Below are 26,127 nucleotides of genomic sequence, written 5' to 3'. Positions count from 1 at the left end.
TCTAATAAGCAACGCCCATGCATGAACTGAGCAAAAAGATTTCCTTACGACATTTACAAGCGTTTGCCACCTTAGCCCGGGTAAACAGCTTCAGCAAGGCCGCACAGGAATTGTGCGTGACCCAACCTGCGCTCAGCGCATCGATCAAGCTGCTGGAAAATCAGCTGGGAAAAAAGTTGTTTAACCGCACAACCCACCAGCTGGAACTGACGCGCGAAGGTAAGCTGGCGCTTGATTACGCCACGCATTTATTGAATACAGCGAGTAACACCTTTGCCGATATCCAGCGCGCCATCGGCAGCGGCCGCCACCGCATCCGCATCGGCGCGATCCCGTCCGCCATGGCGATGACGGCCGTGGTGGTGGCGCGCTACAGCGAGCAGCATGGCGATGAAGTGGAAATCGTCCTGTCGGACATGCCCAATGACGGCTTGCTGCACGCGTTGCATTCGGGCCAGCTGGACTTTTGCGTGGGCATCGAGGTGCCCGGTTCCGTCTCGCTGGAAAGCGTGGGCCTGTTTGAAGACGAGCTGGTGCTGGTGACGGCGGGACGTCATGCGCTGGCACCGCTCAAGGAAGTGCGCTGGGAGCAGCTGGCGGGGCAGGAAATCGTCGTGTTTACCAAGGGCAGCATCTGGGAGTTTGCCTCGAGCGCGCTGCGCCAGCATGGTTTGAGCCCGTCGAGCCTGTACCAGATGATACACAGTGAGTCGCTGTATGGCGTGGTGCGCGCCGGCATCGCCGTGGGCATCATGCCCAGCCTGTACACGACTTTCCTCAATGACGAAGAACTGCACGTGGCGCCCTTGCGCCAACCCACGTGCAAGCGCAAGATCGCCTTGATGCGGCGCAATGAAATCAGCCGCAACCACCATGTGGACGACTGCTTTTCAGCCCTGAGACAGGATCTGCAGCAGGTCGACCAATGGTTTTAAGTTAAAGCTTAAGCAGGCGCTTTCAGCAGATTGGCCAAGGCTACATATTGCTCCAGCCCCACGGTTTCCGGACGCTTGGTCGGGTCGATGCCGGCTGCCTTGATCTGCTCTTCAGTAAACATGCCGGCCAGGCAGTTGCGGATCACCTTGCGGCGCTGCGAGAAGGCCTTCATGACCACCGCCTCCAGGGTCGCCTGGTCGCAGGCCAGGCGCTCGGCCACGGGGATCATGCGCACGATGGCCGATTCCACTTTCGGCGGCGGATCAAACGCCGTCGGCGGCACGATGAACAACAGCGACATGGTATAGCGCCATTGCAGCATCACGGACAGGCGGCCATACGCCTTGCTGCCCGGCTCGGCCACCATGCGCTCGACGACTTCTTTTTGCAGCATGAAATGCTGGTCTTTTACCAGCGGCGCGAAGTCCGCCAGGTGGAACAGCAGGGGGCTGGAAATGTTGTACGGCAAGTTGCCCACGATGCGCAGTTTCTGGCCGGCCGGCACGGGAATTTGCGCAAAATCGAATTTCAGCGCGTCGCCCGAGTGAATCGTCAGCTTGGCCGGATTGAAGGTCTTTTCCAGGCGCACGATCAGGTCGCGGTCCAGTTCGACCACATGCATCTGCGTCAAGTGGCGCAGCAACTGCTCCGTCATGGCGCCCAGGCCGGGGCCGATCTCGACCATGGCATCGTCAGCCTGCGGCGCGATGGCGGCCGTGATGTCGTTCAGGACGAAGCGGTCATGCAGGAAGTTCTGGCCAAAGCGTTTGCGGGCAACGTGTTTCATATTCTGTTTTTCTATTCTAGAGGCGGTGTAGCGGGGTAAAACCGGTGGGTATCAAACGTGGCTGCTGGCGCGCAGCATATCGAGCGCCGTTTGCAGGGCCTGCTCCATGCTGTGGCAATCGGCCAGCCCCAGCCCTTGCGCGGCCAGGTCCAGCGCCGTGCCGTGGTCGACCGAGGTGCGTATCAGCGGCAAGCCCAGGGTGATATTGATGCCGCGCCCGAAGGTGGCATACTTCAGCACGGGCAAGCCCTGATCGTGGTACATGGCCAGCACGCAATCGGCATCGGCCAGATACTTCTGCTGGAATAAGGTATCGGCCGGGAACGGTCCGCGCACATCGATGCCGCGCGCTTGCGCCGCGGCAATCGCCGGGGCGATGACCTCGATTTCCTCACGCCCCAGGTAGCCGCCCTCGCCCGCGTGGGGGTTCAGGCCGGTGACCAGGATGCGCGGCGCGGCGATGCCGAATTTCTGTTGCAAATCAAGCTGGAGAATATCCAGGGTGACGGCCAAGCTGTCCATGGTAATGGCAGCGGAGACGTCCTTCAAGGGCAGGTGCGTGGTGGCCAGCGCCACGCGCAGGGTCGGTTCGCCCTGGCCGGGTTCGCCGGCCAGCATCATCACCACCTGCGGCGTCTTGGTTTTTTCTGCCAGGTATTCCGTATGGCCGGAAAAGGCCACGCCGGCGTCGTTGATCGTGCTCTTTTGCAAGGGCGCCGTGACCATGGCGCCAAACCAGCCTGCCTGGACACCTTCCACAGCCGCGTCCAGGGTAGCGAGCACGGAGCGCCCGTTTTCCTTGTCGAGTACGCCAGGAATGACATTATTGACAGTCGGAATATCGATCACGGCCAGGCGGCCGGGGCCGAACTGGGGCAGGCCGTTGTTGCGCACGGCTTGCAACGACAGCGCTGCCAGGCGAATCTCCGGGTCGATCAGGCTGGCCGTCAGCGCCAGGAAGGCGGCGTCGCCCAGCAGGATGCAGTTAACATCATGCCGCATGGCCCAGGCGGCGCGGATCGAAATTTCCGGACCGACACCGGCCGGTTCGCCACAGGTAATGGCGATGGCCGGGCGGCGTAAGACAGGCAAGTTATTCATGCACAAATTGTCGGCAGCATTACTGGTCGTCCGCGCGGAATTCGACATAGGCACGGTCGCGTACTTCGCGCGCCCAGTTTTCCGTCGCTTCTTCCAGCTTACGTTCGCGCAAGGCGTTGCGGGCGGCGCTGCGCTGCTTCTCTTTCGAGACATCGTCGCTCTTGCGTTCCAGCACTTCGATCAAGTGGAAACCAAAGCTCGATTCGATCGGCTCGCTCACTTCGCCCGGCTTCAGCGCATTCATCGCCGTTTCAAATTCCGGTACGGTATCGCCCGGATACAGCCAACCCAGGTCGCCGCCCTTAGCCGCCGAACCGTCGTTCGAGAACAAGCGGGCCAGGTCTTCGAACTTGGCGGCCTTGTTATCGAGGCGCTCTTTCAATTCCAGCAATTTACGCTTGGCTTCGGCCGCCGACAAGGTCGGCGTAATTTTCAGCAAGATATGGCGCGCATGCGTTTGCTGCACGGCAGCGACGGCTTGCGCTTCGGCCGCGCTGCGGCGGTCCACCAGCTTGAGGATGTGAAAACCGGTGTTGCTCTTGATGATGGGCGTGATCTGGCCCGGCTTCAATTTCACCAACTGTTCCGTGAACAAAGGCGGCAAACGGTCGCTATTGCGCCAGCCGATATCTCCGCCGCTCAGCGCATCGCTGGCGTCGGAATAGGTGGCGGCCATCTTGGCAAAATCGGCGCCCGTGCGCAACTGGCGGCTGACTTCTTCGGCGCGCGCGCGGCGTGCGGCGATCTGTTCAGGGCTGGAGTTTTCCGGAATGCGCACGAGAATCTGCGCCAGGTTCAGCTCGACCTGCTCGCTGGCCGCCGCTTTTTCCGCTTCCAGGAAGTTATCCACCTCGGAATCGGAAATCTGGATCTTGGCGTCGACTTCATGCTCGCGCAAGCGCTGCATGATGATTTCATCGCGGATTTCTTCGCGGAAGGTCGCAAACGGCGTGCCTTCTTTTTCCATCTGGTTGCGCAGCTCTTGCACCGTCATCTTTTGCTGCTCAGCAATACGGCCAATCGCGCGGTCCAGGGTCAGGTCATCCACGCGCACGCCCATTTCCTTGGCCAGCTGCATCTGTGCGCGTTCAACAATCATGCGCTCCAGTAATTGACGACGCAGGTCGGCAGGATCGGGCAAAGGCACGTTCTGCGCCTTCATGCGCTGCTCCACGCTCTTGATGCGGGCCGCCACTTCATTGCGCGTAATCACATCGTCATTGACGACGACGGCGATGGAGTCGATGGTCTGGCCACTGCTCGAGGCGGGGGGCGTGAAGCCCTTGGCCGGTGCGGGTGCAGTGGCAGCGGGCTTGGCCGCAGGCGCTGGCGCAGCCTGTTGCGCCCAGACACTACTGGTCGTGGCGCCGGAAATGGCGCACAACAAAACCGTTGCAATTTTGAGTTGGTGCATACTGGCATTACGCATAATGTGTAGAGCGCTCATGAGTTCAGGTGAATAAAAAAACCGATTTGTGCCAGCGCCGGGGACACCGGCGGCAGCAACGGTGCCTATCTTAACGGAGTGGCTGGCTCAGTGCCTGGTAGCCAGGGATGGTTTTGGTAAATGTTTCCAGGCCATTCGCGCCCAGCCCCAGGCCATTCGACAGCCCAGTCAATTCCAGCTGGAAGAAAATCGGTGTCGAGACAGTCTTGTTCGTCGTCACGAAACGCTGCGCCCCCATGCGGAACACCCAGCAGTCGCCCTTGTATTCCAGGCCGACCAGGCTTTCCAGCATGCTGCGATCCTTCACGGAGTAACTGATGCGTCCCACGCCATACAGGCGGTCCGTCAACGGCCATTGGGTCGACACTTCAACATTGCGCCAACCAGCACTTCCACGCTGGAAACGATTGCCAAAATTCAATACTTTCTTGGCACCGGGCTGATATTGCAAGGTGTAGTTGTAGTTCATCAGCTGGCGGTCGCTGGGATTGTACTGCACCAGGCTATCGACGGTCCAAGTCTCGGACACGCGGCCTGTTGCTGCCAGCAGGATATCCGAACGCGACTGGTTGACGGGCGTGCTCGAATCGAGTTGCACGCGCTGGTCGGCAAAGTAGAAGCGCTGGCCGAAGGTCAGGCGCATGCGTTCCGTGCCATCGGATTGCAGGAAACGCGATACCAGGGCCGCCGTGACCTGGTTGGCATCGCCGATGCGGTCGCTACCAACAAAACGGTTTTCCGTGAAGATCTGTGTCAGGTTGAACGTGCCAGCGGCCGTATCGAATTTCGGAAACTGCGACTGGTCGCGGTACGGCGTGTAAACATAGAACAGGCGCGGCTCCAGGGTTTGCGTGCCGCCCTTGGCGCCAAACAGATTCGTGTCGCGTTCAAACACCAGGCCGCTGTCGACCGAGAAAGTCGGCACGGCGCGCGTAAACGACGTATCCGGAAACTTCGCCTTGGTCGTGGCGTCGTTATCAAGCTGATACGCGCTGGCATTGAGTGTCAGCTTGGGCGTGACGAAGTAGCCAGGACGCACGATGGGGAAACTCACCTGCGGCACGGCCACGAGGCGCGACCCTTGCACCTCGGTCGGGTGGGCGAAGCGTGTCGCTTCCGCGTCGAAGGTCCAGTCGAAGCCGCCCCAGACGTCGTATTTGCCAGCGTGGAAGTTCACCGCCGGCAAGCGGTCATACGGGCGCGGTACTGTCACCGTGGGATCGGGATCCTGCAGCACCTGGTAATTCTGCACGCGCGCCGTCAAGCTCCAGTCCTCGGTGCGGTAATCGGTACGCAATTCGCGCAGCAACTGGCGCTCGGTGGCGGTGGCGACGGTTTTCGAAAAATCGTTCGGGTAATTATTGTCGGACGCCTCGCGCAGATCCCAGCTGTAAGTCCAGCCCTTGGCCAGCGCCTGCTCATGCTTGGACTTGATCATGTAGCGGTTGGTCTTGGTCTGCTTGTCGTTAGGCAAGAACTCAAACGAAGTTTCGCCCTGGTACAGGCCGGCATCCGTCTCGCCCATGTAGCGGCCAGTCGCACCGAGCTGAATGCCGCGCCGCTGTATGTAGCGCGGGAACAGCGTCAGGTCGCGGTTCGGCGCAATGTTGACGTAATACGGCATCAGCAGCTCGAAACCGTTCTTCGAGGCAAAGCCCGGCGTGGGCGCCAGCCAGCCTGAGCGGCGCGCGCCCGACAGAGAAAACGAGATGCCCGGCGTGCCCAGAATCGGCACGTCCTTAAAATAGATGATGGTCTTGCTACCGGTGCCCACGTCGCGCCCGGTATCGAGGTTCAAGGTGCTCGATTTCAGGTACCAGTCCGGATTCGGCCCTTCGCAGGTACTGTACGTGCCGTCGATGACAGTGGCTTCGTCGGGGTTGATGAAGTCGACGCGCTCGGCCTTGCCCTGGCCGCCGCCCACTTCGAAGCGGTACGTCGGGTTGAGCAGGAAACCCTTGCCGGTCTCCATGTTCAACTTCAAGACGTCACCCGTGTAGTAATCGCCGAAACGCCACATCTTGATATGGCCCTCGGCGTCGAACTGATCTTCAACTTGTTTGTAACAAGCTGTATCGGCCGTCATTTTTGTGGTTTTTCCGCGCTCAATCACGACATTCTGATCGAGATTGATCTCCCTTTCCGGCCGTCCGTTCATGCTGTTCGCCGTCATGACGGTGGGCGCGTCGGGATCTTCCACATGAACCGGACGCGGTGCTTTCTGGGCGTGGACAGGTACCGTCGTGGCGGCGACGAGCGCGCTGATGGCGAAAGCCCAGCGCTGCGAAGGGGGGGAGGCCGAAAACCAGCTCATGAATTGGAAGGGGCAAGCACCATGACAGGCGATTTTTTGATTTGAATCCCTTATTATATGGGAATCTGCATCATCAACCCGATTCCACAGGCCGCTTAATGTCATTCTCTTCCAATTCCTCTACCGCGCCGGCCCAGGCCGACGCTCGCCTGACCCTGTTGAAAGCCTGGTTGACCTCGCTTAACCTCGTCGCGCCCGATTCCGCCCGCCCCGCTTCCAGCGATGCCAGCTTCCGCCGCTACTACCGTCTCGATATGCTGCCAGGCAATACAACATTGCCAGGAAGCACACTGATTGCCATGGATGCGCCGCCCGAGCGCGAAAACGTGCCCGCCTTTGTCAAGGTGGCCGGCTTGCTGAAAGGCGCCGGCGTGTCCGTGCCCGAGATCATCGCGCAAGACCTGGACAATGGCTTCCTGCTGCTCTCCGACCTGGGCACGACCACCTACCTCGATGCCCTGAACCACGACAATGCCAGCGTGCTGTACGCCGAAGCGCTCGAGTCGCTGATGAAAGTCCAGCTGGCCAGCCAGCCGGACGTCTTGCCCGAATTCGACCGCGCCTTCATCCTGCGCGAAATGAATCTGTTCCCGGAATGGTTTATTGGCAAGCACCTGGGCGCCACCTTGACGGATGTACAACAAACCCAGCTGGACAAGGTCTTCGAAGCCATCACGGCGAATATCTTGTCGCAGCAGCAAGTCTTCATGCACCGCGACTACCATTCACGCAATTTGATGCATATCAACGATGGTTCCATCCCCAATCCCGGCATCCTCGACTTCCAGGACGCCGTCTTCGGTCCCGTCACCTACGACATCGCCTCGCTGCTGCGCGACGCGTATATTCAATGGGATGAAGAACTGGTGCTCGACTGGGTAATCCGCTACTGGCAGCGCGCCAAGCAGTTGGGCTTGCCGGTGAATCCCGACATCGACGCCTTCTACCGCGATTTCGAATTTACGGCCCTGCAGCGCCACCTGAAAATTCTCGGCCTGTTCGCGCGCCTGAATTACCGCGACGGCAAGGATCTGTACATGGGCGACCTGCCAACCGTGCTTGACTATGTGCGCAAGACAGCCAACCGCTATACGGAACTCAAGCCGTTGGTGCGCCTGCTCGATGCGCTGGAAAATAAAACGCCGCAAGTCGGCTATACCTTCTGAGGACACCTCACAAAACCTACTGCGCGTCGCGCTTTGCGGCCGGCGATGCTCACCGTACTAGAGTACGGTTGCGCTTCTCGGCCACAAATCACTGCCGCTCGCTACGGTTTTGTCCGGTGTCGTAACTGCAGAAAAATTACTGAACAAATCAGAAAAGAATACCCATGAAAGCCATGATCTTTGCCGCAGGCCGCGGTGAACGGATGCGTCCGCTTACCGATACCTGTCCCAAACCGCTGCTGAAAGTGCGCGGCCGTCCGCTGATCGTCTGGCATGTGCTGAATCTGGTGCGCGCCGGCATCACGGACATCGTCATCAACCATTCCCACCTCGGCCATCTGATCGAGGAAACCCTCGGTGATGGCAGCGCGTATGGCGCGCGCATCGCGTATTCGCCCGAGACCACGCCGCTGGAAACGGCGGGCGGCATCGCCCAGGCGCGCCACTTGCTGGGCGAGGAACCGTTCCTCGCCATTTCCGGCGACATCTATTGCCCCTACTTTGATTTCAAGCAAGTACTTGACGTGCTGGCCGACAAGGATGTGCTGGGCACGCCGTATCCGGTGGACCAGCGCGACATCGCCTGGACTTACCTGGTGCCTAATCCCGACTTCCATCCAAAAGGCGACTTCGGCCTGACCTTGTTCGCGATCAACAATACGGACGAAACCAAGTGGACTTTCGCCAATATCGGCGTGTACCGTCCCGAGATGTTTGACGGTATCGCGCCCGGCAGCCACGCCAAACTGGGCGATTTGCTGCGCCAGTACGCGGACCAGGGCCGCGTGGGCGGCGAAATCTATCCGGGCGAGTGGACGAATGTGGGCACCCCAAAGCAGCTCAATGCGCTCAATGGCGTGACGGCCAAGGCCAGCGCAACATGATGGCCAATTACGCGGCACGGCGCGCGGCGCTGCTGGCGCAGATGCTGCCGGGCAGCGTGGCCATCCTCGCCACGGCGCCCGAAGTGCCGCGCAACAGCGATTGCGATTATCCGTATCGCCACGACAGCTATTTCTACTACCTGAGCGGTTTCACGGAACCCGACAGCACCGTGGCCCTGGTGGCCGCCAGCGCCACGGCGCCCGCGCGCGCCATCCTGTTTTGCCGCGCCAAGAACACCGAGCGCGAAATCTGGGACGGTTTCCGCCACGGCCCCGAGGCGGCGCGCGCCAGCTTCGGTTTTGACAGCGCCTTCCCCATCGAGGAACTCGACGTGGAAATGACGCGCCTGCTGGCCGACGCGCCCGCCATTTACTATGCGCTGGGCGGCAGCCTCGATGCGCAAGTGAAGGTCTGGCTGCACAATGTGCGGCAAAAGGCCCGCAGCGGCGTCACGGCGCCTGCCATCGCGCATGACATCAATGGCATGCTCGACGCCATGCGCCTGCTGAAAGACACGCAGGAACAAGGCCTGATGCGCCGCGCGGCGGCCATTTCCAGCGCGGCCCACGTGCGCGCCATGCGCGCCACGCGGCCCGGCATGCACGAATACGCGCTGGAAGCGGAACTGCTGTACGAATTTCGCCGCAGCGGCGCGCAGTTTCCCGCGTATTCCTCCATCGTGGCCAGTGGCGACAACGCCTGCATCCTGCATTACAGCGCCAACAACGCCGTCTTGAAAGAAGGCGACCTGGTGCTGATCGACGCCGGCTGCGAACTCGATGGCTACGCCTCCGACATTACGCGAACCTGGCCCGTCAACGGCCGATTCACTGGCCCGCAGCGGGCGCTGTATGAGCTGGCACTGGCGGCGCAGCAGGCGGCGCTGGACATGGTGCGCCCCGGCTTGCCGCACAGCGCCATCCACGAGGCGGCCGTGCAGGTGCTGGCGCAAGGCATGCTGGATTTGAACTTGCTGGACCGGCAAAAAAGCGGCAGCGTGCAGGACGTCATCGCCGACAAGGCGTATATGCCCTTCTACATGCACGGCACCAGCCACTGGCTGGGCATGGACGTGCACGACGTGGGCGCCTACCGCGACACCGGCGCGCCCGGCAAGCCGTGGCGCGCGCTGGCACCGGGCATGGTGCTGACGGTGGAGCCGGGCATTTATGTGCGCCCCGGCGCGGGCGTGCCGGAGCAGTTCTGGCATACAGGCATCCGCATCGAAGACGATGTGCTGGTCACGCCGCAAGGCCATGAAGTCTTCAGCACGGCGCCCAAAAGCGTCGCTGAAATCGAACAACTGATGTCACAGGATTAACGCCGCCGCATGCATACACCGTCCACTTTCGATCTCGCCATCTGTGGCGCCGGCCCCGTCGGCATGGCGCTGGCCGCCCTGCTGGTGCAGCGGGGTACACGCGCCGCCGGCATCGCCCTGCTCGACGCCAAATCCATCGAGCAAGCCAGGCGCGACCCCCGCACCATCGCCCTGTCGCACGGCAGCCGCCAGATTCTCGAGGACGCGGGTGCCTGGCCCGTGGCAGCGACCCCAATTCACCAGATCCACGTCTCGCGCCGCGGCCACTTCGGGCGCAGCCTGATGGACCGCGGCGAGCATGGCGTCGAGGCGCTCGGCTATGTGGCGCGTTACGGCGCCGTCGTCAGCGCGCTGGCCGATGTGTGCGAGCGCCTGGGCGTGGCCAGCTTGCGCCCGGCGCTGGTCACGGGTAGCGCGGAAGATGCCGACGGCGTCAGCGTGCAGATCGAACAGGCGGGCGCCGCGTCAAGCTTGCGCGCCAGCCTGCTGGTGCAGGCCGAGGGCGGCCTGTTCGGCCAGCAGCCAGAGCGCGCCGTCAGCCGCGATTATGCTCAAAGCGCCATCATTGCCCATGTGCGCAGCAGCACTCCCATCGCCCATCGCGCCTACGAGCGCTTCACCGACGAAGGCCCGCTGGCCCTGCTGCCGCAGGACGACGGCTACGCGCTGGTGTGGTGCGTGCCGCCGACGCGCGCCGAACAATTGCTGGCCCTGGACGACACAGCCTTCCTGGCGCGCCTGGGCGCCGCTTTCGGCAGCCGCCTCGGACGTTTTACCCACACGACGGCGCGCCTGGCCTATCCGCTGGGCTTGAACGCACAGGCGGGCGGCACGGCGCGCACGGTCGCCATCGGCAATGCGGCGCAAATCCTGCACCCGGTGGCAGGGCAAGGCCTGAACCTGGGCTTGCGCGACGCCGCCGTGCTGGCCCGCGTGCTGGCGCAGGAAAGCAGTCCCGCAGCGCTGGAACGCTACGCCAGCCTGCGCCAGGCAGACAGGGGGCTGACCGTGCGCGTCACCGACACCATGGCGCGCATTTTCACGGGCAGCGCTCCCACGCAAGGCTTGCTGGGCCTGTCGCTGGGTTTGCTGGATGCTTTCCGCCCGGCGCGCAAAAGTTTAGCGGAACTGATGATGTACGGCCGCCGCTGAGGGCGCACAAGGGGCCATGGCGTTGTTGCCATGCCTTGTCGTACTAATCGTACTGTCTTCGGCAAGTCGCCTAGCCCTGCCCCCTGTGCAACCTTCGGTAGTAACGAGCAGGCATGGGCGAAAAAGAAACAGGCGAGATATCCGACATGGAGTAAATCGCCTGCGGATGCGACAATGCCTGTCACCTGGCTTTCGGCGACCGTTCCATGACAGATGCATTGCCCGCAGCACCGCCTGCCGCTCTTCCCGAAATACTTTTTTCCCGCCTGCTGGAAGACGCCCTCGACGCCGTCATCATCATCGACGAGCAGTGTCGCATCCGTTATATCAATGGCGCCATGCAGGCGCTGTCGGGCTATGCCAGCGGGGAATTGCTGGGCCAGACACTGAACGGTCTATTGCCCGACGCCGTCGGCGCGCAGCACGACAACCACGTAATCAACTACATCCGCAGCTCGCGTACCTCCAGCGTGCTGGGCAAGATACGCGAATTCGCCGTCCGCCACCGCGACACGCAGATGATTCCCATCGAAATGAAGGCGCTGGACCTGGGTGTAGTCGACGGCATGCGCTATTTCGGTGCCTTCTTGCTCGACGTGCGCGAACGGCGCGAACTGGCGGCAAAAAACGCCAGCCTGCTGGCGCAGCTGGAACAGCAGGCGCTGCACGATGCGCTGACGTCGCTGCCCAACCGGCGCGCCTATGAAGCCCAGGCCGAACAAGCCATGGCGCGCGCGGCGCGCAGCGGCGCCGCCCTGAGCGTGGGCGTGGCCGACCTCGACCACTTCAAGAAGATCAACGATCGCTATGGCCACGCGGTGGGCGATGCCGTGCTGCGCACGGTGGCGCAGGCGCTGCGCGACACGGGACGCATCACCGACTTGGCAGCGCGGCTCGGTGGCGAAGAGTTCGGCCTGCTGTTCCCCGACGCCAGCCTGCAGCAGGCACAGCAGGTGGCCGAACGCATCCGCGCGGCGGTGGCTGCCGCCATCACCCCCTTGCCTGATGGCCGCCAGTTGCAGGTGACCATCAGTATCGGCGTGGCCTCCTTGATGGCCGGCGCCAGCCTGGACGCAGCCATGTCGGATGCCGACAAGGCCCTGTATGTCGCCAAGCATCAGGGACGCAACCAGGTCGTCGCGGCAACGGCCGATCAATAAAAACGGCCCGCGCAAGGCGGGCCATCTTCAGTTGCGCAAGGCATTGCCTTACTCAACTGCCTTGAGCATATCCTCGATCACCTTCTTGGCGTCACCAAAGACCATCATCGTGTTCGGCTGATAGAACAGTTCATTGTCCAGGCCCGCATAGCCGGAAGCCATCGAGCGCTTGTTGACGATGATGCTCTTGGCCTTGTAGGCTTCCAGAATCGGCATGCCGGCGATCGGCGACGTCGGGTCCTTCGCCGCCGGGTTGACCACGTCGTTCGCGCCCAACACCAGCACCACATCGGTCTGGCCGAATTCACCGTTGATGTCTTCCATCTCGAAGACCTGGTCGTACGGTACTTCCGCCTCGGCCAGCAGCACGTTCATGTGGCCCGGCATGCGCCCCGCCACGGGGTGGATCGCATACTTGACGGTGACGCCCTTGTGCGTGAGCTTTTCCACCAGTTCCTTGAGCGAATGCTGCGCGCGCGCCACGGCCAGGCCGTAGCCGGGCACGATGATGACGGTTTCCGCATTGCCCATGATGAAGGCGGCATCATCGGCTGAACCCGATTTCACGGGACGCTGTTCCTGCGCGCCGGCCACGCCTGCCGCCGGCGCAGCGCCGCCGAAGCCACCGAGGATGACGTTGAAGAACGAACGGTTCATGGCCTTGCACATGATGTACGACAAGATCGCTCCGGAAGAACCCACGAGCGAGCCGGCGATGATCAGCATCGAGTTATTCAGCGAAAAACCGATGCCGGCCGCGGCCCAGCCGGAGTAACTGTTGAGCATCGACACTACCACCGGCATATCGGCGCCGCCGATGGGAATGATGATCAGCACGCCCAGCGCAAAGGCGATGACGGCCATGACGATGAACGGCGTCCAGGCCGGCTCCACCCCGTCGGCGAAGCAGAACACCAGGCCCAGCGCGACCATCACCAGCGCCAGCACCAGGTTAAGCATGTGCTGGCCCTTGAAACTGACGGGCGCGCCCTGGAACAGGCGGAACTTGTATTTGCCCGACAGCTTGCCGAAGGCGATCACCGAACCGGAGAACGTGATGGCGCCGACAAAGGTGCCGATGAACAGCTCGAAGCGGTTGCCGATGGGCAACGCCTGGCCCTGCTGGGCGATATTGAAAGCCCATGGTTCGGACACGGCCGCCACGGCAATACACACGGCCGCCAGGCCGATCAGCGAATGCATGGCCGCCACCAGTTCCGGCATCTTCGTCATTTCCACGGTTTTTGCCAGGTAGGCACCGATGGCGCCGCCCGTGACGATGCCAATGATAACGAGGGTCAGTCCCATGCCGCCCGTTTGCTGCTCCTTCAGTTTCAGGATCAGCGCCACGGTGGTGACGGCGGCAATCGCCATGCCGCTCATGCCGAAGGCATTGCCGCGGCGCGCCGTCGAGGGCGACGACAAGCCTTTCAAGGCCTGGATGAAGCACACCGAGGCGATCAGGTACATCATCGTCACCAGGTTCATGCTGACGAAGCTCATGGCGTGACTCATTCTTTTGCTCCTTGCTTGGCCTTCGGTTCTTTTTTACGGAACATCTCGAGCATGCGCTGCGTGACGAGGAAGCCGCCAAACACGTTGACGGCGGCCAGCGCCACGGCCAGGGTGCCGGCCGCCTGCGCCAGCGGGCCTTGCGTCAGGCCGGCCGCCAGCATGGCACCGACGATGATGATGGCGGAAATGGCATTGGTGACGGCCATCAGCGGCGTATGCAGCGCCGGCGTGACGGTCCAGACGACGTGATAGCCGACATAAATGGCCAGCACGAAGATGATCAGGTTAATGATGGTGTGACTGATTTCCATGATGTTGTTCTCTCCCGGTGCCGCGTTGTTTTTGTAACTTATTTACGTAAGATTTCACTGCCTGCACACACCAGGCTGGCCTTGATGATTTCATCCTCGCGGTCGATCAGCAGTTGATCGTCCTTGTCGATGATGAGCTTTAAAAAGTCCAGCACGTTGCGCGCATACAGGGCCGAGGCATCGGCCGCCACCAGGGTTGCCAGGTTCGCTTCGCCCACGATGTAGACGCCGTGCTTGAGCACCGTCTTGCCCAGCTCGGACAGGGGGCAGTTGCCGCCCTGCTCGACGGCCAGGTCGACGATGACGGAACCGGGTTTCATGGCTTTCACCGTTTCTTCGGAGATCAGCACAGGCGCGGGGCGGCCGGGGATCAGGGCGGTGGTGATGATGATGTCGGCCAGTTTCGCCCGTTCATGCACCAGTTCGGCCTGGCGGCGCATCCAGTCGGCCGGCATGGCGCGCGCATAGCCGCCCGAGCCCTTGGCGATTTCCTTTTCTTCATCGGTCAGGAAAGGCACGTCGAGAAATTTGGCGCCCAAGGATTCCACCTGCTCCTTGACGGGCGGGCGCACGTCGGACGCCTCGATGACGGCGCCCAGGCGCTTGGCCGTGGCGATTGCCTGCAAACCTGCCACGCCCACGCCCATGATCAGCACGCGGGCTGCCTTGACGGTGCCGGCCGCCGTCATCAGCATGGGCATGAAGCGCTGGTAGGTATTGGCCGCCACCAGCACCGCCTTGTAGCCGGCGATATTCGCCTGCGACGACAGCACGTCCATCGACTGCGCGCGCGTGATGCGCGGCACGGCTTCGAGCGCAAAGGCGGACAGGCCGGCCGTGGCCATGGCGGCGATATTGTCGGCGTCAAACGGGTTGAGCATGCCGATCAGCACCGTGCCGCTGGCCATCAAGGCCCGTTCTCCGGCATCGGGGGCGCGCACCTTGAGCACGATGGCGCAGCCATAGGCTTCCTGGGCGCTGCCGATCTGCGCGCCGGCGGCGGCATACGCATCGTCGGGAATCGAAGCTTGCAAGCCCGCTCCCGCCTGCACGACGACTTGATGCTTGGCTGCCAGCTTCTTGACTGTCTCGGGCGTGGCTGCCACCCGCGTTTCACCAGGCCGTGTTTCGGCCGGTATGCCTATCCTCATGATGCCTCCGCTAATTGATAAACTGACTAGAATCTAACACGGAAAGCAGCGCGTTAAACGTTTGTGAACCAGCAACTTTTAGTTGTACGACACTAATTTCATCCACATCCCCCGATTCGTTTCACCATGCGGCGCGGCGACCATATTGTGGGAAAGGTGTGTCAATCTCACCACAGTCGAGCCTGCGTGCGCGCTTGTTTTGACCACAGGGAAAGCCTATATTAGCGGGCGTTTCCTGCCATCTTGCCGCCAATGCCCCCATGCTAGTGCGCTGCCCGGGAAAGACGTAAGTACCTCCCACCGCTATTTGCTAAAACGTTGTCATTTATCAATATGTCCGCGCAACAAAAGGCCGGGTTCAAACCGCGCGCGCAGAACAAGATAAAATGTCGGCTCTTTCAAGGATGGAATCATGCCGAGAATCTGGAAACCCTCTGTCACCGTTGCCGCCATTGTCGAGCGAGACGGCCTGTTTTTACTGATTGAAGAAGAGACCAGCGAAGGCATCAAGCTGAATCAGCCGGCCGGTCATCTCGACCCGTTCGAGTCGCTGGAACAAGCGGTGATCCGCGAAACCCTGGAAGAAGCGGCCTACGATTTCATCCCCACGGCACTGGTCGGCATGTACATGTCGCGCTATCAGTCTCTGCGCACGGGCGAGGACGTGACCTATTTGCGCTTCACCTTTTGCGGCACGGCCGGCGCCGAGCATGACCGCCCGCTGGACGAAGGCATCATCCGCACACTGTGGATGACGCGCGACGAGCTGGCGGCATGCCAGGAACGCCACCGCAGCCCGCTGGTGCTGCAGTGCGTGGACGAATACCTGGCTGGCCGGCGCGCGCCGCTGGCCCTGCTGCACACGCATGCGTCCGTTTTTAATAGTGCATAGACCCGCGCATGGCAATCATTTAAAAGTAACTGGAAAGCAAGATGAGCAAGAAGAAAGTCGTTATCGGCATGTCCGGCGGGGTCGATTCCTCGGTCGCGGCATGGATGCTGAAGGAACAAGGCTATGAAGTCATCGGCCTGTTCATGAAAAACTGGGAAGATGACGACGATTCGGAATACTGCTCCACGCGCCAGGACTGGATCGACGCTGCCAGCGTGGCCGACGTCATCGGCGTCGATATCGAAGCCGTCAATTTCGCTTCCGAATACAAGGACCGCGTGTTCGCCGATTTTTTACGCGAATACCAGGCCGGCCGCACGCCGAACCCGGACGTGCTGTGCAACGCCGAAATCAAGTTCAAGGCTTTCCTCGACCATGCCATGACCCTGGGCGCCGACCTGATCGCCACCGGCCACTACGCGCGCGTGCGCCAGGCGCCGACCGACCTTGGCCGCTACGAGCTGCTGAAGGCCGTCGATGCCAGCAAGGATCAAAGCTACTTCCTGCACCGATTGAACCAGGCGCAACTGTCTAAAACTTTATTTCCGCTAGGTGAAATCCCGAAGACGCAAGTGCGCAAGATCGCCGAACAGCTAGCCCTGCCGAATGCGCAAAAGAAGGATTCGACAGGCATCTGTTTTATCGGCGAGCGCCCGTTCCGCGAATTTTTGAACCGCTACCTGTCCTACCAGCCGGGCCCCATGAAAACGGCCGACGGCAAGACGGTGGGCGAACACGTGGGCCTGAGTTTTTATACGCTGGGCCAGCGCAAGGGCATCGGTATCGGCGGCGTGAAGTCGTACCAGAATGCCGATGGCAGCAGCGACGCCTGGTATGTGGCGCGCAAGGATATCGCCAGCAACACCCTGTGGGTGGTGCAGGGCCATGACCACCCGTGGCTGCTGTCGCCCGCCTTGACGGCCGACCAGGCCAGCTGGGTCGCCGGCACGGCGCCGCAGGCTGGCGCCCTGTCCGCCAAGACGCGCTACCGCCAGGCCGACGTGGCTTGCCAGCTGCTGCCGGATGGAAATGAACACTTCAGCCTGGCGTTTGACCAAGCGCAATGGGCCGTCACGCCTGGCCAGTCGGCCGTGCTGTATGACGGCGACGTGTGCCTCGGTGGCGGCATCATCGCCAGCGCAACCGGCCTGGCTTGAAGTTAGGTTGGTTAAGTAAATTTTTACTAATCCAACTCAATAACAACGCCTGAGAAAATCGTAGCGAGCGGCAGTGAGTTGTGGCCGAGAAGCGCAACTGTACTTTAGTACGGGGGCGCCGAGCCAGTGAGCATCGCCGGCCGCAAATCGCGACGCGCAGTAGATTTTATCAGGCGTCTTTCGCAGCAGCGGCCAGCGCCTGCTGCTGCTTGCGCACCATGGCAATCACCGTGTTGCGCACGGTTTTCAGCACCGTGTCTGCCATGAAAGGCTTGACGATGAAGCCCGACACGCCCATCGCATGGGCCGCCTGCAGCGAGGCCGCGTCGATACCGCCCGATACCATGAAAATGAGCGTCTTCGGATACTGGGCGCGGATGGTTTGCACCACATTGGTCCCGTCTTCCACCTGCTCGCGCGCGATACAGACGAAGTGCGGGTGGTGCTTGACCAGCAGCGCCAGCCCCAGCGTGCTGGTATGGGTCTGGCCGCAGACATCGTAGCCGCCATCGATCAGGACCGTGTTCAGCAGGCCGCGCGCCACCGCGCTGCTATCGATCAGGACTGTCTTTAACATCATAATTTACTTCCCTTGCTAGATTGTTCTTGCCTGGCGCTTTACTTTTCCCACACCAGCTTGTTCCAGGTCACGCCTAAAGTCACGTCCGTCTTGAGCGCAACTAACTTTCTTGAAAGATACAGTATTTCCCGCTCTTTTCGCAGGCTTTCGCCCAGCGCGCCAGGCAAAATCCCCGCGCCAGCCATCACGGCATCGATATTGCCGTAAGCGCGCAACAGTTTCGCGCCCGTTTTCAAGCCGATCTTCGACACGCCGGGGATGCTGTCGGTAACGTCGCCCATCAGCGCCAGCAGGTCGGGCAGCAGTTCCGGCGGCACGCCGAACTTTTTCTCGACCCAGGCGCGGTCGTGCCAGATACCCTTGAAGTGGTCCCATACCAGCGCGCCGTGGGCGATCAAGCCATGTAAATCCTTGTCGGTGGTAGCGATGACGGCCGCGCCGCGCCCCTCGTGCAGCCAGCGCATGACGGCCGTGCCGATCACGTCGTCGGCCTCGACCTCGGGAATGCTCACGACATGCATGCCGAAGCTGGCCAGGGTGGCATATAAACCGGGCAAGGCGTCGCGCAGCACCTGCGGCATGGGTTGGCGCCCTTCGCGGTAACCCGCATACAGGGCGTGGCGCCAGGTCGGGCCGCCAAAGTCGAAGGCTGGCAGGATGTGCGTCGGCTCGTGGTCGTTGATGAGGGTACGGAACGACGACAGCGCATGGCGCAGCGCGATCTCCGCCTTCAGGTCGGAATCGGGTTCAGGACTGGCTTCGTAGACGCGGCGTACGATATTCAAGCCGTCGATAGCGAGGAGTCTGGCCATGCGGTAAGTGGATACTGGTTGAATCGGGCATTTTACCGTATGGTTCCCCGCACATAGCCCTTCAACACTCCTTATTTGGCGAAATCGTAGGGCCCGCCCCGCTCCAGAGCACGCTGGTAGGCTGGCCGCGCGTGAATGCGCTGCAGGAACGCCGTCAGCTTCGGCAGGCGCTCGTCGAGTCCGCCGCGCATGGCGGCCGCTTCCAGCGGAAAGCTCATCTGGATGTCGGCCGCCGTGAATTCATTGCCGGCAAACCATTTGGTGTTCTCCAACTCCGCTTCCATGTAGGCCAGCTGGCTGTGGATATTGGGCATGATGAAGCTGTTCTTGACCTTGCTGGCGATGCCGCGCGCGATCGGCTTGACGAAAAACGGCATCGGCGACGATTCGACCTTGTCGAACACCAGCTTCATTAGCAGCGGCGGCATGGCCGAGCCTTCCGCGAAATGCAGCCAGTAAGTCCAGCGCAGCTTCTCCGGCGTGCCCGCCGCCGGTATCAATCGGCCATTGCCGTAGCGCTCGACCAGGTAATCGATGATGGCGCCCGATTCGGCGATGGTGTGGGCGCCATCCGTGATCACGGGCGACTTGCCGAGGGGATGGACGGCTTTCAAGGAAGCGGGTGCCAGCATGGTTTTCGGATCGCGCTGGTAGCGCTTGACCTCGTAGTCGAGGCCCAGTTCCTCAAGCAGCCAGAGCACGCGCTGCGAGCGCGAATTGTTCAGATGGTGGACGACGATCATGGTATTTCCCGTAGGCGATGGTTGAGTTCCAGTATAGCTGGGACGGGAAAATCGCGGCGGCAGGGGCTGCGCACCAAAAGAAATTGCGAAAAACAGTATTTTTAATTGATAACTATTCCATATTCCCTTATCTTGTTTTGTTTCCAATAAGTAAGGATATTTCCCCGTGGATGTCGACGTCAACAACAACAGCGCCCAGCGCGAAGCCATTACCTTCAGTGCCACCGGCAGCGAATACTTCCGTATCTGGATCGTCAACCTGCTGCTGAGCATCGTCACCCTGGGCATTTATTCCGCCTGGGCCAAGGTGCGCCGCAACCGCTATTTCTATTCCAGCACCCACCTGGCGGGCAGCAGCTTCGAATACCATGGCAACGCCGTGGCCATCCTGAAAGGCCGCATCGCCGCCGTGGTGCTGATCGCCGGCTATAACATCGCTTTCCAGGTCTCGCCCGTCGTTGGCTTGCTGATGTTCGTGCTGCTGGCCGCCATCCTGCCCTGGCTGGTCTGGAAAAGCCTGCAATTCAAGCTGTACAACACCAGCTACCGCGGCATCCGCTTCGGCTTTGGCGGCAGCGCCAAGGAAGCCTACAAGTACTTCCTGTGGCTGCCCATCCTGAATACCTTCACGGGCGGCCTGATGACGCCTTTCCTGCACCAGCGCCTGAAGCGCTTCCAGCACACGCAAAGCCGTTTCGGCGCCACCCATTTCAGCTTTGACGCCACGGTCGGCAGCTTCTACAAAACCTATCTGCTGTTCTTCGCGTTGCTGCTGGGCGGCTTGCTGGTCCTGATTTTCGTCGTCTTCGGCAGCGTGTTCGCCTCGTTTGCAGCCAATGCGAATGACAAGACCAAGGTTGGCAGCCTGCTGTTTGCCATCGGTGCCTTGTACCTGTGGGCGTTCACCGTGCTGCCGCTGTTCCTGACCATGATCCAGAACTTGATCTGGAACCATACGCGCTTGCAGCAGCACCAGTTCCAGTCGCAGCTGACGTGGGGCCGCACCACCTTCGTCATGCTGAGCAACCTGCTGGGCATCGTCGTCACCCTGGGCCTGTTTACGCCATTCGCCCACGTGCGCTGGCTGAAGTACCGCCTGGAAGCGACCTCGATGCTGGTGCATGGCAGCCTGGACGAGTTTGTCGCCGCCACGGGCCAGCAAGTGTCGGCCACGGGCGAAGGCATGGTTGACCTGCTGGACTTCGACCTGTCGATGTAAGCATGGATGCCAACACGCAAGAAAGCCACGCTCCCCTGGCTGGCCGCTATTTCGACGGCCAGAGTTCGCGCCTGTACCACGTGACACTGTCCGTGCGCGATGGCCAGGCCGTGCTGGCGGGCGACATCGAGCGCAGTAGCCCGCTGGGCGAGCTGCATGTATCCGAACGCAGCAGCCACGCCGTGCGCAAGGTCAGCTTTCCCGACGGTGCCTACCTGGAGATCGCCGACCAGGCGGCCTTCAACGACATGCTGCACGATACGGGACACCGCGACGGTTGGGTGGTGCGGCTGCAGCAAAGCTGGCGCGGCGCCCTGCTGGCCACGGTCGCCACCATCGTGGCCCTGTGGCTCAGCTATCAATACCTGCTGCCGCTGGCGGCCAAGGGCATTGCGTATGCCTTGCCGCAGTCGGTCGAACGGCAACTGGGCCAGGGCGTGCTCGATATGCTGGACCGCCATGTGTTTGCGCCAAGCCAGCTCGCTGGCGCGCGCCAGCAAGCCTTGCGCAGCCAGTTCGCGCGCCTGGCCACGCCCGGCGACAGCACGCCCGCGCACCGCATCGTTTTCCGCAAGAGCAAGATCGGTCCGAACGCGTTTGCCCTGCCGTCCGGCGACATCGTGCTGACGGACGAAATGATCGAACTGCTGCCGGACGACCAGGCCATCATGGGCGTGCTGGCGCATGAACTGGGGCATTTGCAGCAGCGCCACCTGACGCGGCGCATCATCCAGACCTCGGCCGTGGGCGCCGGCGCCGCGCTGCTGTTCGGCGACGTGTCGACGGTAGTGGCGACCCTGCCGCCGCTGCTGCTGGACTTGAAGTATTCGCGCGATGTCGAACGCGACGCGGACGACTACGCCATCGCCATGCTGCGCCAGAACGGCATTGCGCTGGAACACCTGGCGCAAGTGTTTGTCGCCCTGGGCAAGCTGGACCAGGGCACGCCCTACCTGTCGAGCCATCCGGCCAGCACTGAACGGGTCGAACGTATCCGCGCCGCCCAACGGTAAACACCTGACAAAACCTACTGCGCGTCGCGCTTTGTGGCCGGCGATGCTCACCGTACTAGAGTACGGTTGCGCTTCTCGGCCACAAATCACTGCCGCTCGCTACGGTTTTGTCAGGCGTTGCAAGTATGGATAGCACCGCTCTAACAGCACACTTTTCCAGTCAGCAAGATCTACAAATCACCGGTACACTCAGCAATATCAGTCTGACTTCACCGGAGTGCCCATGCACCTAGTACCATTTCGCTACCTGACCTTCATTGCGACGGCCGCCGTTTTTGCCCTGTCCCTGTTTTACTACGATCACTACTGGCTGCCCCTGCTGGCCGGTGCGCTGACCCTGGTCGGCATCAGCGACCTGCTGCAAACCAAGCGCGCCCTGCGCCGCAACTATCCCATCCTCGCGCATTTCCGCTTTTTCTTCGAGAGCATCCGCCCGGAAATCCGCCAGTATTTCCTGGAAAGCGACAGCGAGGCGACGCCGTTTTCGCGCAGCCAGCGCAGCATCGTCTACCAGCGCGCCAAGGAGCAGACGGACAAGCGTCCGTTCGGCACCCAGCTCGACGTGTATGCAACGGGCTATGAATGGATCAACCATTCCATCGCCCCCGCCAAGGTCACGGGCCACGACTTCCGCATCGAGATCGGCAACCATCCGGACTGCCCGCGCGACAAACCGTATTCGGCCAGCGTCTTCAATATTTCGGCGATGAGCTTTGGCGCCCTGTCGGCGAACGCCATCCTGGCCCTGAACGGCGGCGCGCGCAGCGGCGGCTTCATGCACGACACGGGCGAAGGCAGCATCAGCCCCTACCACCGTGAAAACGGCGGCGACCTGGTATGGGAAATCGGCTCCGGCTACTTCGGCTGCCGCAACCAGGACGGCACGTTTTGCGAAGAACGTTTCAGCGCCAACGCCAGCGCCGAGCAGGTGAAAATGATCGAGCTGAAAATGTCGCAGGGCGCCAAGCCGGGCCACGGTGGCGTGCTGCCCGGCCCGAAAGTGACGATCGAAATCGCCACCACGCGCGGCGTGATGGTGGGCGAGGATTGCGTCTCGCCGGCGGCGCACAGCGCCTTTTCCACGCCGCTGGAAATGCTGCATTTTATCGACCGCCTGCGCAATCTCTCCGGCGGCAAGCCGACCGGCTTCAAGCTGGCCATCGGCCATCCGTGGGAGTTTTTCGCCATCGTCAAGGCCATGCTGGCAACGGGCATCACGCCCGACTTCATCGTCGTCGACGGCAGTGAAGGCGGCACGGGCGCGGCGCCCCTGGAATTTACCGACCATGTGGGCACGCCGCTGCAAGAAGCGCTGGTGCTGGTGCATAACACCCTGGTGGGCGCCAACCTGCGCGACAGGATCAAGATCGGCTGCTCGGGCAAGATCATCACAGCCTTCGACATCGCCCGCCTGCTGGCGCTGGGCGCCGACTGGTGCAATTCGGCGCGCGGCTTCATGTTCGCGCTGGGCTGCATCCAGTCGCAAAGCTGCCACACGGACCGCTGTCCCACGGGCGTGGCCACGCAAGACCCGCAGCGCCAGCGCGCGCTGGTGGTGCCCGACAAGATCGCCCGCGTGGCGCACTTCCACCAGAACACCATGAAGGCGCTGGCCGAACTGATCGCCGCCGCCGGCCTGGCGCATCCGCAGGAACTGCGCCCGCACCACCTGGTGCGGCGCATCTCGCCGAACCAGGTGAAACTGGCCTCAGCCCTGCTGCCCTTCCTGGAAGCGGGCCAGCTGCTCGACCCGAGCCAGCTGCCGCAGCTGCCGCCCGTGTTCGGCCTGTACTGGCCCAAGGCCCAGGCGGTATCGTTCCAGCGCCTGAATTAAGCCCGGCACTGCGCAAGTGGAGCAATACCACTTAATAACCACTTGCGCGAATACCTAAATCCAATACAATACCAAAACAAATACAAACGCAGGCAGCTTTTCCGGTGATCGCCAAGACGCGCCACCACGGTGCCACAATACGTATGCCATCATTACAGACCGGAGGAGTTGCAGCATGGAGCAGAGTTTGCGCGAAAAAGTAGGACAGTTGTTCATGGTGGGCTTCGACGCCCTGCAGGCGGACGAGCATATCAAGACCTTGATACGCCAAAAGAAGGTGGGCGGCGTGATCCTGTTCCGCCGCAACGTGCACACGCCCGCGCAAGTGTCAGCCCTGTGCCGCGAACTGCAGGAAATCAACGCGGAAGTGTCCGATACGCCGCTGCTCATCGCCATCGACCAGGAAGGCGGCATGGTGATGCGCATCGAACAGGGCGTCACGCCGATTCCGGCGGCGATGGCCTTCCAGGCAGCCGGCTCCATCGAGGATTGCGAACGCATGCACCAGATCAGCGGCGATGAAATGCGCCAGATTGGCATCAACCTGCTACTCGCCCCCGTGCTGGACGTGAACAACAACCGCAACAACCCCGTCATCGGCGTGCGCGCGTATGGCGAGGATGCCGCCACCGTCATCGACTACGGCATGGCGGCCATGCGCGGCCAGCGCGCCAGCGGCGTGGCCGTGACCGCCAAGCACTTCCCCGGCCATGGCGACACGGCCATCGACACGCATTACGCCATGGCGCTGGTGCCCCACGACAAGGAACGCCTGCGCGCCGTGGAACTGGCGCCCTTCCGCGCGGCCATTGTCGGCGGCGTGGACGCCATCATGACGGCGCACGTGGTCTTCCCCGCTTTCGAGGCCGACACCAGCGTGCCGGCCACCCTGTCGAAAGGCGTGTTGACGGACCTGCTGCGCGGCGAGATGGGTTACAAGGGCGTGGTCATTACCGATTGCCTGGAAATGGCGGCCATCGCCGACGGCATCGGCATCGCCCAGGGCGCCATCGCCACCTTGCAGGCGGGCGCCGACATCGTCCTCATCTCGCACCGCGAAGCGCAGCAGACAGCCGCCATCGAGGCCGTCATCGCTGCCGTGGAACGCGGCGACATCGCCATGGCGCGCATCGACGCGGCTTGTGCGCGCGTGGCTGAACTCAAGCGCAACCGCGCCGTGCGCGACTGGCGCACACGCCCGGTCACCCCGCCTGCGCTGATGCAGCCGGCCGCCATGGCCCTGTCGCAGCTACTGCAAAAGGCCGCCTTGCGCGTGCAAGGCGCATACCGCGCACTCGACCCCGGCCTGCCCGTAACCCTGCTGACGGTGGAAGTGCGTTCGCGCAGCGAAATCGACGAAGTGGCGCTGGGCCGCAACAAGGAAGCACGTAGCTCGATGCTGCCGGCGCTGCTCGACGCGGGCCTGGACGTGCGCGAGTACGCCTTGTCGGCCGAGGCGCTGGATGAAGAGGTCAATGCGGCCATCGCCTTTGCGCAAGACGCGCAGCAGATCGTGCTGCAAACGTATAACGCCATGTTCGTCGACGGCCAGCGCCGCCTGGTCGACGCCCTGCCGCACGATAAACTGTGGCTGGTGGCGGGCCGTTTGCCCTACGACCTGGACCTGGCACCCAACGCGCAAGGCCGCCTGGCCGCCTTCGGCTGCCGCCCGGCCGCGCTGGTGCCTGTCGTCGACAAGCTGGCGGGCAAGGCGTAAAGCCACGCCGTCTTCCTGCACATGCCGGGCATAACCCGGCATTTTCTATGCCGCGTCGCAATCGAAACTCACGCCCGTCATCTGCTCGCTGAGCACCCAAAGCCGGCGTGCCTGCACGGGGTCGCTGGCCCAGCGCCGCACGCCCGGCCCCGTGCTGTCGTCCGCCACCAGGGCAGCGATATCGCAATCCTCGCAATACACGCCGCCCAGCCCCTCGAGCCGCGCGCTGGTGGCGCACCAGACGGCCGTGGCGGCGCCCTGCGCCACATTCTTGAATCCCGATTGCGGCGGCGGATTCACTTCCCCTGCGTCGTCCAGCGCGCCCACGCGGCGCAAGTCGTCGAGGTCCAGGTGGCGCACCAGCGGCGTCAGGATGGCGCCCGGATGCAGCGAGAAGGCGCGCACGCCGTGCGCCGCGCCGCGCCGGTCCAGCTCCACGGCAAACAGCGCATTGGCGCTTTTCGACTGCGCATACGCGCGCCACTTGTCGTACGGCTGATGCAGGAAATGCGGGTCGTCCAGATTGACGCCCGCCTGCCGGTGTCCCAGTGACGACACGCACACCACGCGCGCACCCTGCGCCTGCCGCAAGGCCGGCCACAAACGCGCTGTCAGCTGAAAAAGCGCCAAGTGATTCGTCGCGAACTGCGCCTCGTAGCCACGCGCATCGCGCAGCAGGGGTGTGGCCATGATGCCGGCGCCGTTGACCAGCACGTGCAGGGCTCGGCCGGTGGCAAGAAAGGCGGCGGCAAAGCTGTCGATGGCCTGCGGATCAAGCAAGTCGAGCTCGGCGACCTCTGAGGTACCCTGACTTTTTCGGACACTCTTGTTTGGCAAACTTCACCAACTGGAGAACATATGAAACGCTCAACAACATACACGCCAGAGCTTCGAGAAGAAGCAGTAAAGCTGGT

The 26,127-nt window shown here is 62.1% G+C and carries 23 protein-coding genes; 12 read left to right on the top strand and 11 right to left on the bottom strand.

Features of this window, described 5'->3' with window-relative positions:
* The first annotated feature begins 17 nt into the window (after nt 1-17).
* Nucleotides 18-935, top strand: a complete 918-nt coding sequence (locus ACQ4W7_RS22290; protein WP_426074099.1) for a LysR family transcriptional regulator — start codon at nt 18-20, stop codon at nt 933-935.
* A gap of 8 nt (nt 936-943) precedes the next feature.
* Here ACQ4W7_RS22290 and rsmA read toward each other — a convergent pair whose 3' ends face one another.
* The 4 genes from rsmA to ACQ4W7_RS22270 form a co-directional block, all read right to left on the bottom strand.
* Nucleotides 944-1,723: a 16S rRNA (adenine(1518)-N(6)/adenine(1519)-N(6))-dimethyltransferase RsmA gene (gene rsmA / locus ACQ4W7_RS22285; RefSeq protein ID WP_426074098.1), complete on the bottom strand. Its 780-nt coding sequence runs from the start codon at nt 1,721-1,723 to the stop codon at nt 944-946.
* Nucleotides 1,724-1,774: 51 nt separating this feature from the next.
* On the bottom strand, nt 1,775-2,824 hold the full coding sequence (pdxA, locus tag ACQ4W7_RS22280; RefSeq protein ID WP_436533303.1) for a 4-hydroxythreonine-4-phosphate dehydrogenase PdxA: 1,050 nt from the start codon (nt 2,822-2,824) through the stop codon (nt 1,775-1,777).
* Nucleotides 2,825-2,843: 19 nt separating this feature from the next.
* Nucleotides 2,844-4,238: a peptidylprolyl isomerase gene (locus tag ACQ4W7_RS22275; protein WP_436533301.1), complete on the bottom strand. Its 1,395-nt coding sequence runs from the start codon at nt 4,236-4,238 to the stop codon at nt 2,844-2,846.
* Between the two features lie 103 nt (nt 4,239-4,341).
* Nucleotides 4,342-6,585, bottom strand: coding sequence for an LPS-assembly protein LptD (locus ACQ4W7_RS22270; protein WP_436533299.1), 2,244 nt, complete (start codon nt 6,583-6,585; stop codon nt 4,342-4,344).
* 98 nt (nt 6,586-6,683) lie between these two features.
* Between ACQ4W7_RS22270 and ACQ4W7_RS22265 the strand changes: the two genes are divergently transcribed.
* The 5 genes from ACQ4W7_RS22265 (at nt 6,684) to ACQ4W7_RS22245 (ending at nt 12,269) form a co-directional block, all read left to right on the top strand.
* Complete coding sequence (locus ACQ4W7_RS22265; RefSeq protein WP_436533297.1) at nt 6,684-7,751, top strand: aminoglycoside phosphotransferase family protein; 1,068 nt, start codon at nt 6,684-6,686, stop codon at nt 7,749-7,751.
* Nucleotides 7,752-7,915: 164 nt separating this feature from the next.
* A complete protein-coding gene (gene murU, locus ACQ4W7_RS22260) occupies nt 7,916-8,635 on the top strand; it encodes an N-acetylmuramate alpha-1-phosphate uridylyltransferase MurU (protein ID WP_436533295.1) in 720 nt (239 codons plus the stop codon).
* Nucleotides 8,635-9,957, top strand: a complete 1,323-nt coding sequence (gene pepP, locus ACQ4W7_RS22255) for a Xaa-Pro aminopeptidase (protein WP_426074191.1) — start codon at nt 8,635-8,637, stop codon at nt 9,955-9,957. The genes murU and pepP overlap by 1 nt, the downstream gene beginning before the upstream one ends.
* A 9-nt stretch (nt 9,958-9,966) precedes the next feature.
* On the top strand, nt 9,967-11,109 hold the full coding sequence (locus ACQ4W7_RS22250) for an FAD-dependent monooxygenase (RefSeq protein WP_436533293.1): 1,143 nt from the start codon (nt 9,967-9,969) through the stop codon (nt 11,107-11,109).
* Between the two features lie 206 nt (nt 11,110-11,315).
* Entirely contained in the window at nt 11,316-12,269 is a 954-nt protein-coding gene (locus ACQ4W7_RS22245) for a GGDEF domain-containing protein (protein WP_426074091.1), read from the top strand.
* A gap of 48 nt (nt 12,270-12,317) precedes the next feature.
* On the opposite strand, the gene ACQ4W7_RS22240 is transcribed toward ACQ4W7_RS22245, so the two are convergent.
* Genes ACQ4W7_RS22240 through ACQ4W7_RS22230 form a run of 3 tightly spaced genes read right to left on the bottom strand, consistent with a single transcriptional unit; the run spans nt 12,318 to nt 15,246 of the window.
* Nucleotides 12,318-13,772, bottom strand: coding sequence for an NAD(P)(+) transhydrogenase (Re/Si-specific) subunit beta (locus tag ACQ4W7_RS22240; RefSeq protein WP_426074190.1), 1,455 nt, complete (start codon nt 13,770-13,772; stop codon nt 12,318-12,320).
* A gap of 8 nt (nt 13,773-13,780) precedes the next feature.
* Nucleotides 13,781-14,095 carry an NAD(P) transhydrogenase subunit alpha part 2 gene (locus ACQ4W7_RS22235; RefSeq protein WP_034778841.1) on the bottom strand — a complete coding sequence of 105 codons (315 nt, stop codon included), beginning with the start codon at nt 14,093-14,095 and terminating at the stop codon, nt 13,781-13,783.
* 38 nt (nt 14,096-14,133) lie between these two features.
* Complete coding sequence (locus tag ACQ4W7_RS22230; RefSeq protein ID WP_436533290.1) at nt 14,134-15,246, bottom strand: Re/Si-specific NAD(P)(+) transhydrogenase subunit alpha; 1,113 nt, start codon at nt 15,244-15,246, stop codon at nt 14,134-14,136.
* A gap of 412 nt (nt 15,247-15,658) precedes the next feature.
* Here ACQ4W7_RS22230 and ACQ4W7_RS22225 point away from each other — a divergent pair, with 412 nt between their 5' ends.
* Both ACQ4W7_RS22225 and mnmA read left to right on the top strand, forming a co-directional pair.
* Nucleotides 15,659-16,138: an NUDIX hydrolase gene (locus ACQ4W7_RS22225; protein WP_010401817.1), complete on the top strand. Its 480-nt coding sequence runs from the start codon at nt 15,659-15,661 to the stop codon at nt 16,136-16,138.
* Between the two features lie 41 nt (nt 16,139-16,179).
* Nucleotides 16,180-17,295, top strand: a complete 1,116-nt coding sequence (gene mnmA, locus ACQ4W7_RS22220) for a tRNA 2-thiouridine(34) synthase MnmA (RefSeq protein WP_426074089.1) — start codon at nt 16,180-16,182, stop codon at nt 17,293-17,295.
* 169 nt (nt 17,296-17,464) lie between these two features.
* Here mnmA and ACQ4W7_RS22215 read toward each other — a convergent pair whose 3' ends face one another.
* The 3 genes from ACQ4W7_RS22215 to ACQ4W7_RS22205 all read right to left on the bottom strand — a co-directional run bounded on the left by ACQ4W7_RS22215 (nt 17,465) and on the right by ACQ4W7_RS22205 (nt 19,430).
* Complete coding sequence (locus ACQ4W7_RS22215) at nt 17,465-17,872, bottom strand: response regulator (RefSeq protein WP_426074189.1); 408 nt, start codon at nt 17,870-17,872, stop codon at nt 17,465-17,467.
* Nucleotides 17,873-17,913: 41 nt separating this feature from the next.
* Nucleotides 17,914-18,687: a 5'-3' exonuclease gene (locus ACQ4W7_RS22210; protein WP_436533288.1), complete on the bottom strand. Its 774-nt coding sequence runs from the start codon at nt 18,685-18,687 to the stop codon at nt 17,914-17,916.
* Between the two features lie 71 nt (nt 18,688-18,758).
* Nucleotides 18,759-19,430, bottom strand: coding sequence for a glutathione S-transferase family protein (locus tag ACQ4W7_RS22205; RefSeq protein WP_426074087.1), 672 nt, complete (start codon nt 19,428-19,430; stop codon nt 18,759-18,761).
* A 166-nt stretch (nt 19,431-19,596) separates the two neighbouring features.
* Here ACQ4W7_RS22205 and ACQ4W7_RS22200 point away from each other — a divergent pair, with 166 nt between their 5' ends.
* The 4 genes from ACQ4W7_RS22200 to nagZ all read left to right on the top strand — a co-directional run bounded on the left by ACQ4W7_RS22200 (nt 19,597) and on the right by nagZ (nt 25,213).
* Nucleotides 19,597-20,649: a YjgN family protein gene (locus ACQ4W7_RS22200; RefSeq protein WP_436533286.1), complete on the top strand. Its 1,053-nt coding sequence runs from the start codon at nt 19,597-19,599 to the stop codon at nt 20,647-20,649.
* A 2-nt stretch (nt 20,650-20,651) separates the two neighbouring features.
* The gene (locus ACQ4W7_RS22195; protein WP_426074085.1) at nt 20,652-21,662 is read left to right on the top strand and encodes a M48 family metallopeptidase; all 1,011 of its coding nucleotides are present in this window, start codon (nt 20,652-20,654) and stop codon (nt 21,660-21,662) included.
* A 223-nt stretch (nt 21,663-21,885) separates the two neighbouring features.
* Nucleotides 21,886-23,496: an FMN-binding glutamate synthase family protein gene (locus ACQ4W7_RS22190; RefSeq protein ID WP_426074084.1), complete on the top strand. Its 1,611-nt coding sequence runs from the start codon at nt 21,886-21,888 to the stop codon at nt 23,494-23,496.
* Nucleotides 23,497-23,671: 175 nt separating this feature from the next.
* Complete coding sequence (gene nagZ / locus ACQ4W7_RS22185) at nt 23,672-25,213, top strand: beta-N-acetylhexosaminidase (RefSeq protein ID WP_436533284.1); 1,542 nt, start codon at nt 23,672-23,674, stop codon at nt 25,211-25,213.
* Nucleotides 25,214-25,258: 45 nt separating this feature from the next.
* On the opposite strand, the gene ACQ4W7_RS22180 is transcribed toward nagZ, so the two are convergent.
* Nucleotides 25,259-26,050, bottom strand: a complete 792-nt coding sequence (locus ACQ4W7_RS22180; protein WP_436533282.1) for an SDR family NAD(P)-dependent oxidoreductase — start codon at nt 26,048-26,050, stop codon at nt 25,259-25,261.
* Nucleotides 26,051-26,127: the final 77 nt, after the last annotated feature.

Source organism: Janthinobacterium algoris, from assembly GCF_051380935.1.
Classification (GTDB): Bacteria; Pseudomonadota; Gammaproteobacteria; order Burkholderiales; family Burkholderiaceae_D; genus Janthinobacterium.
Note: the sequence above shows the minus strand (reverse complement) of the source record. Positions and strands in the feature narration are given on the sequence as shown.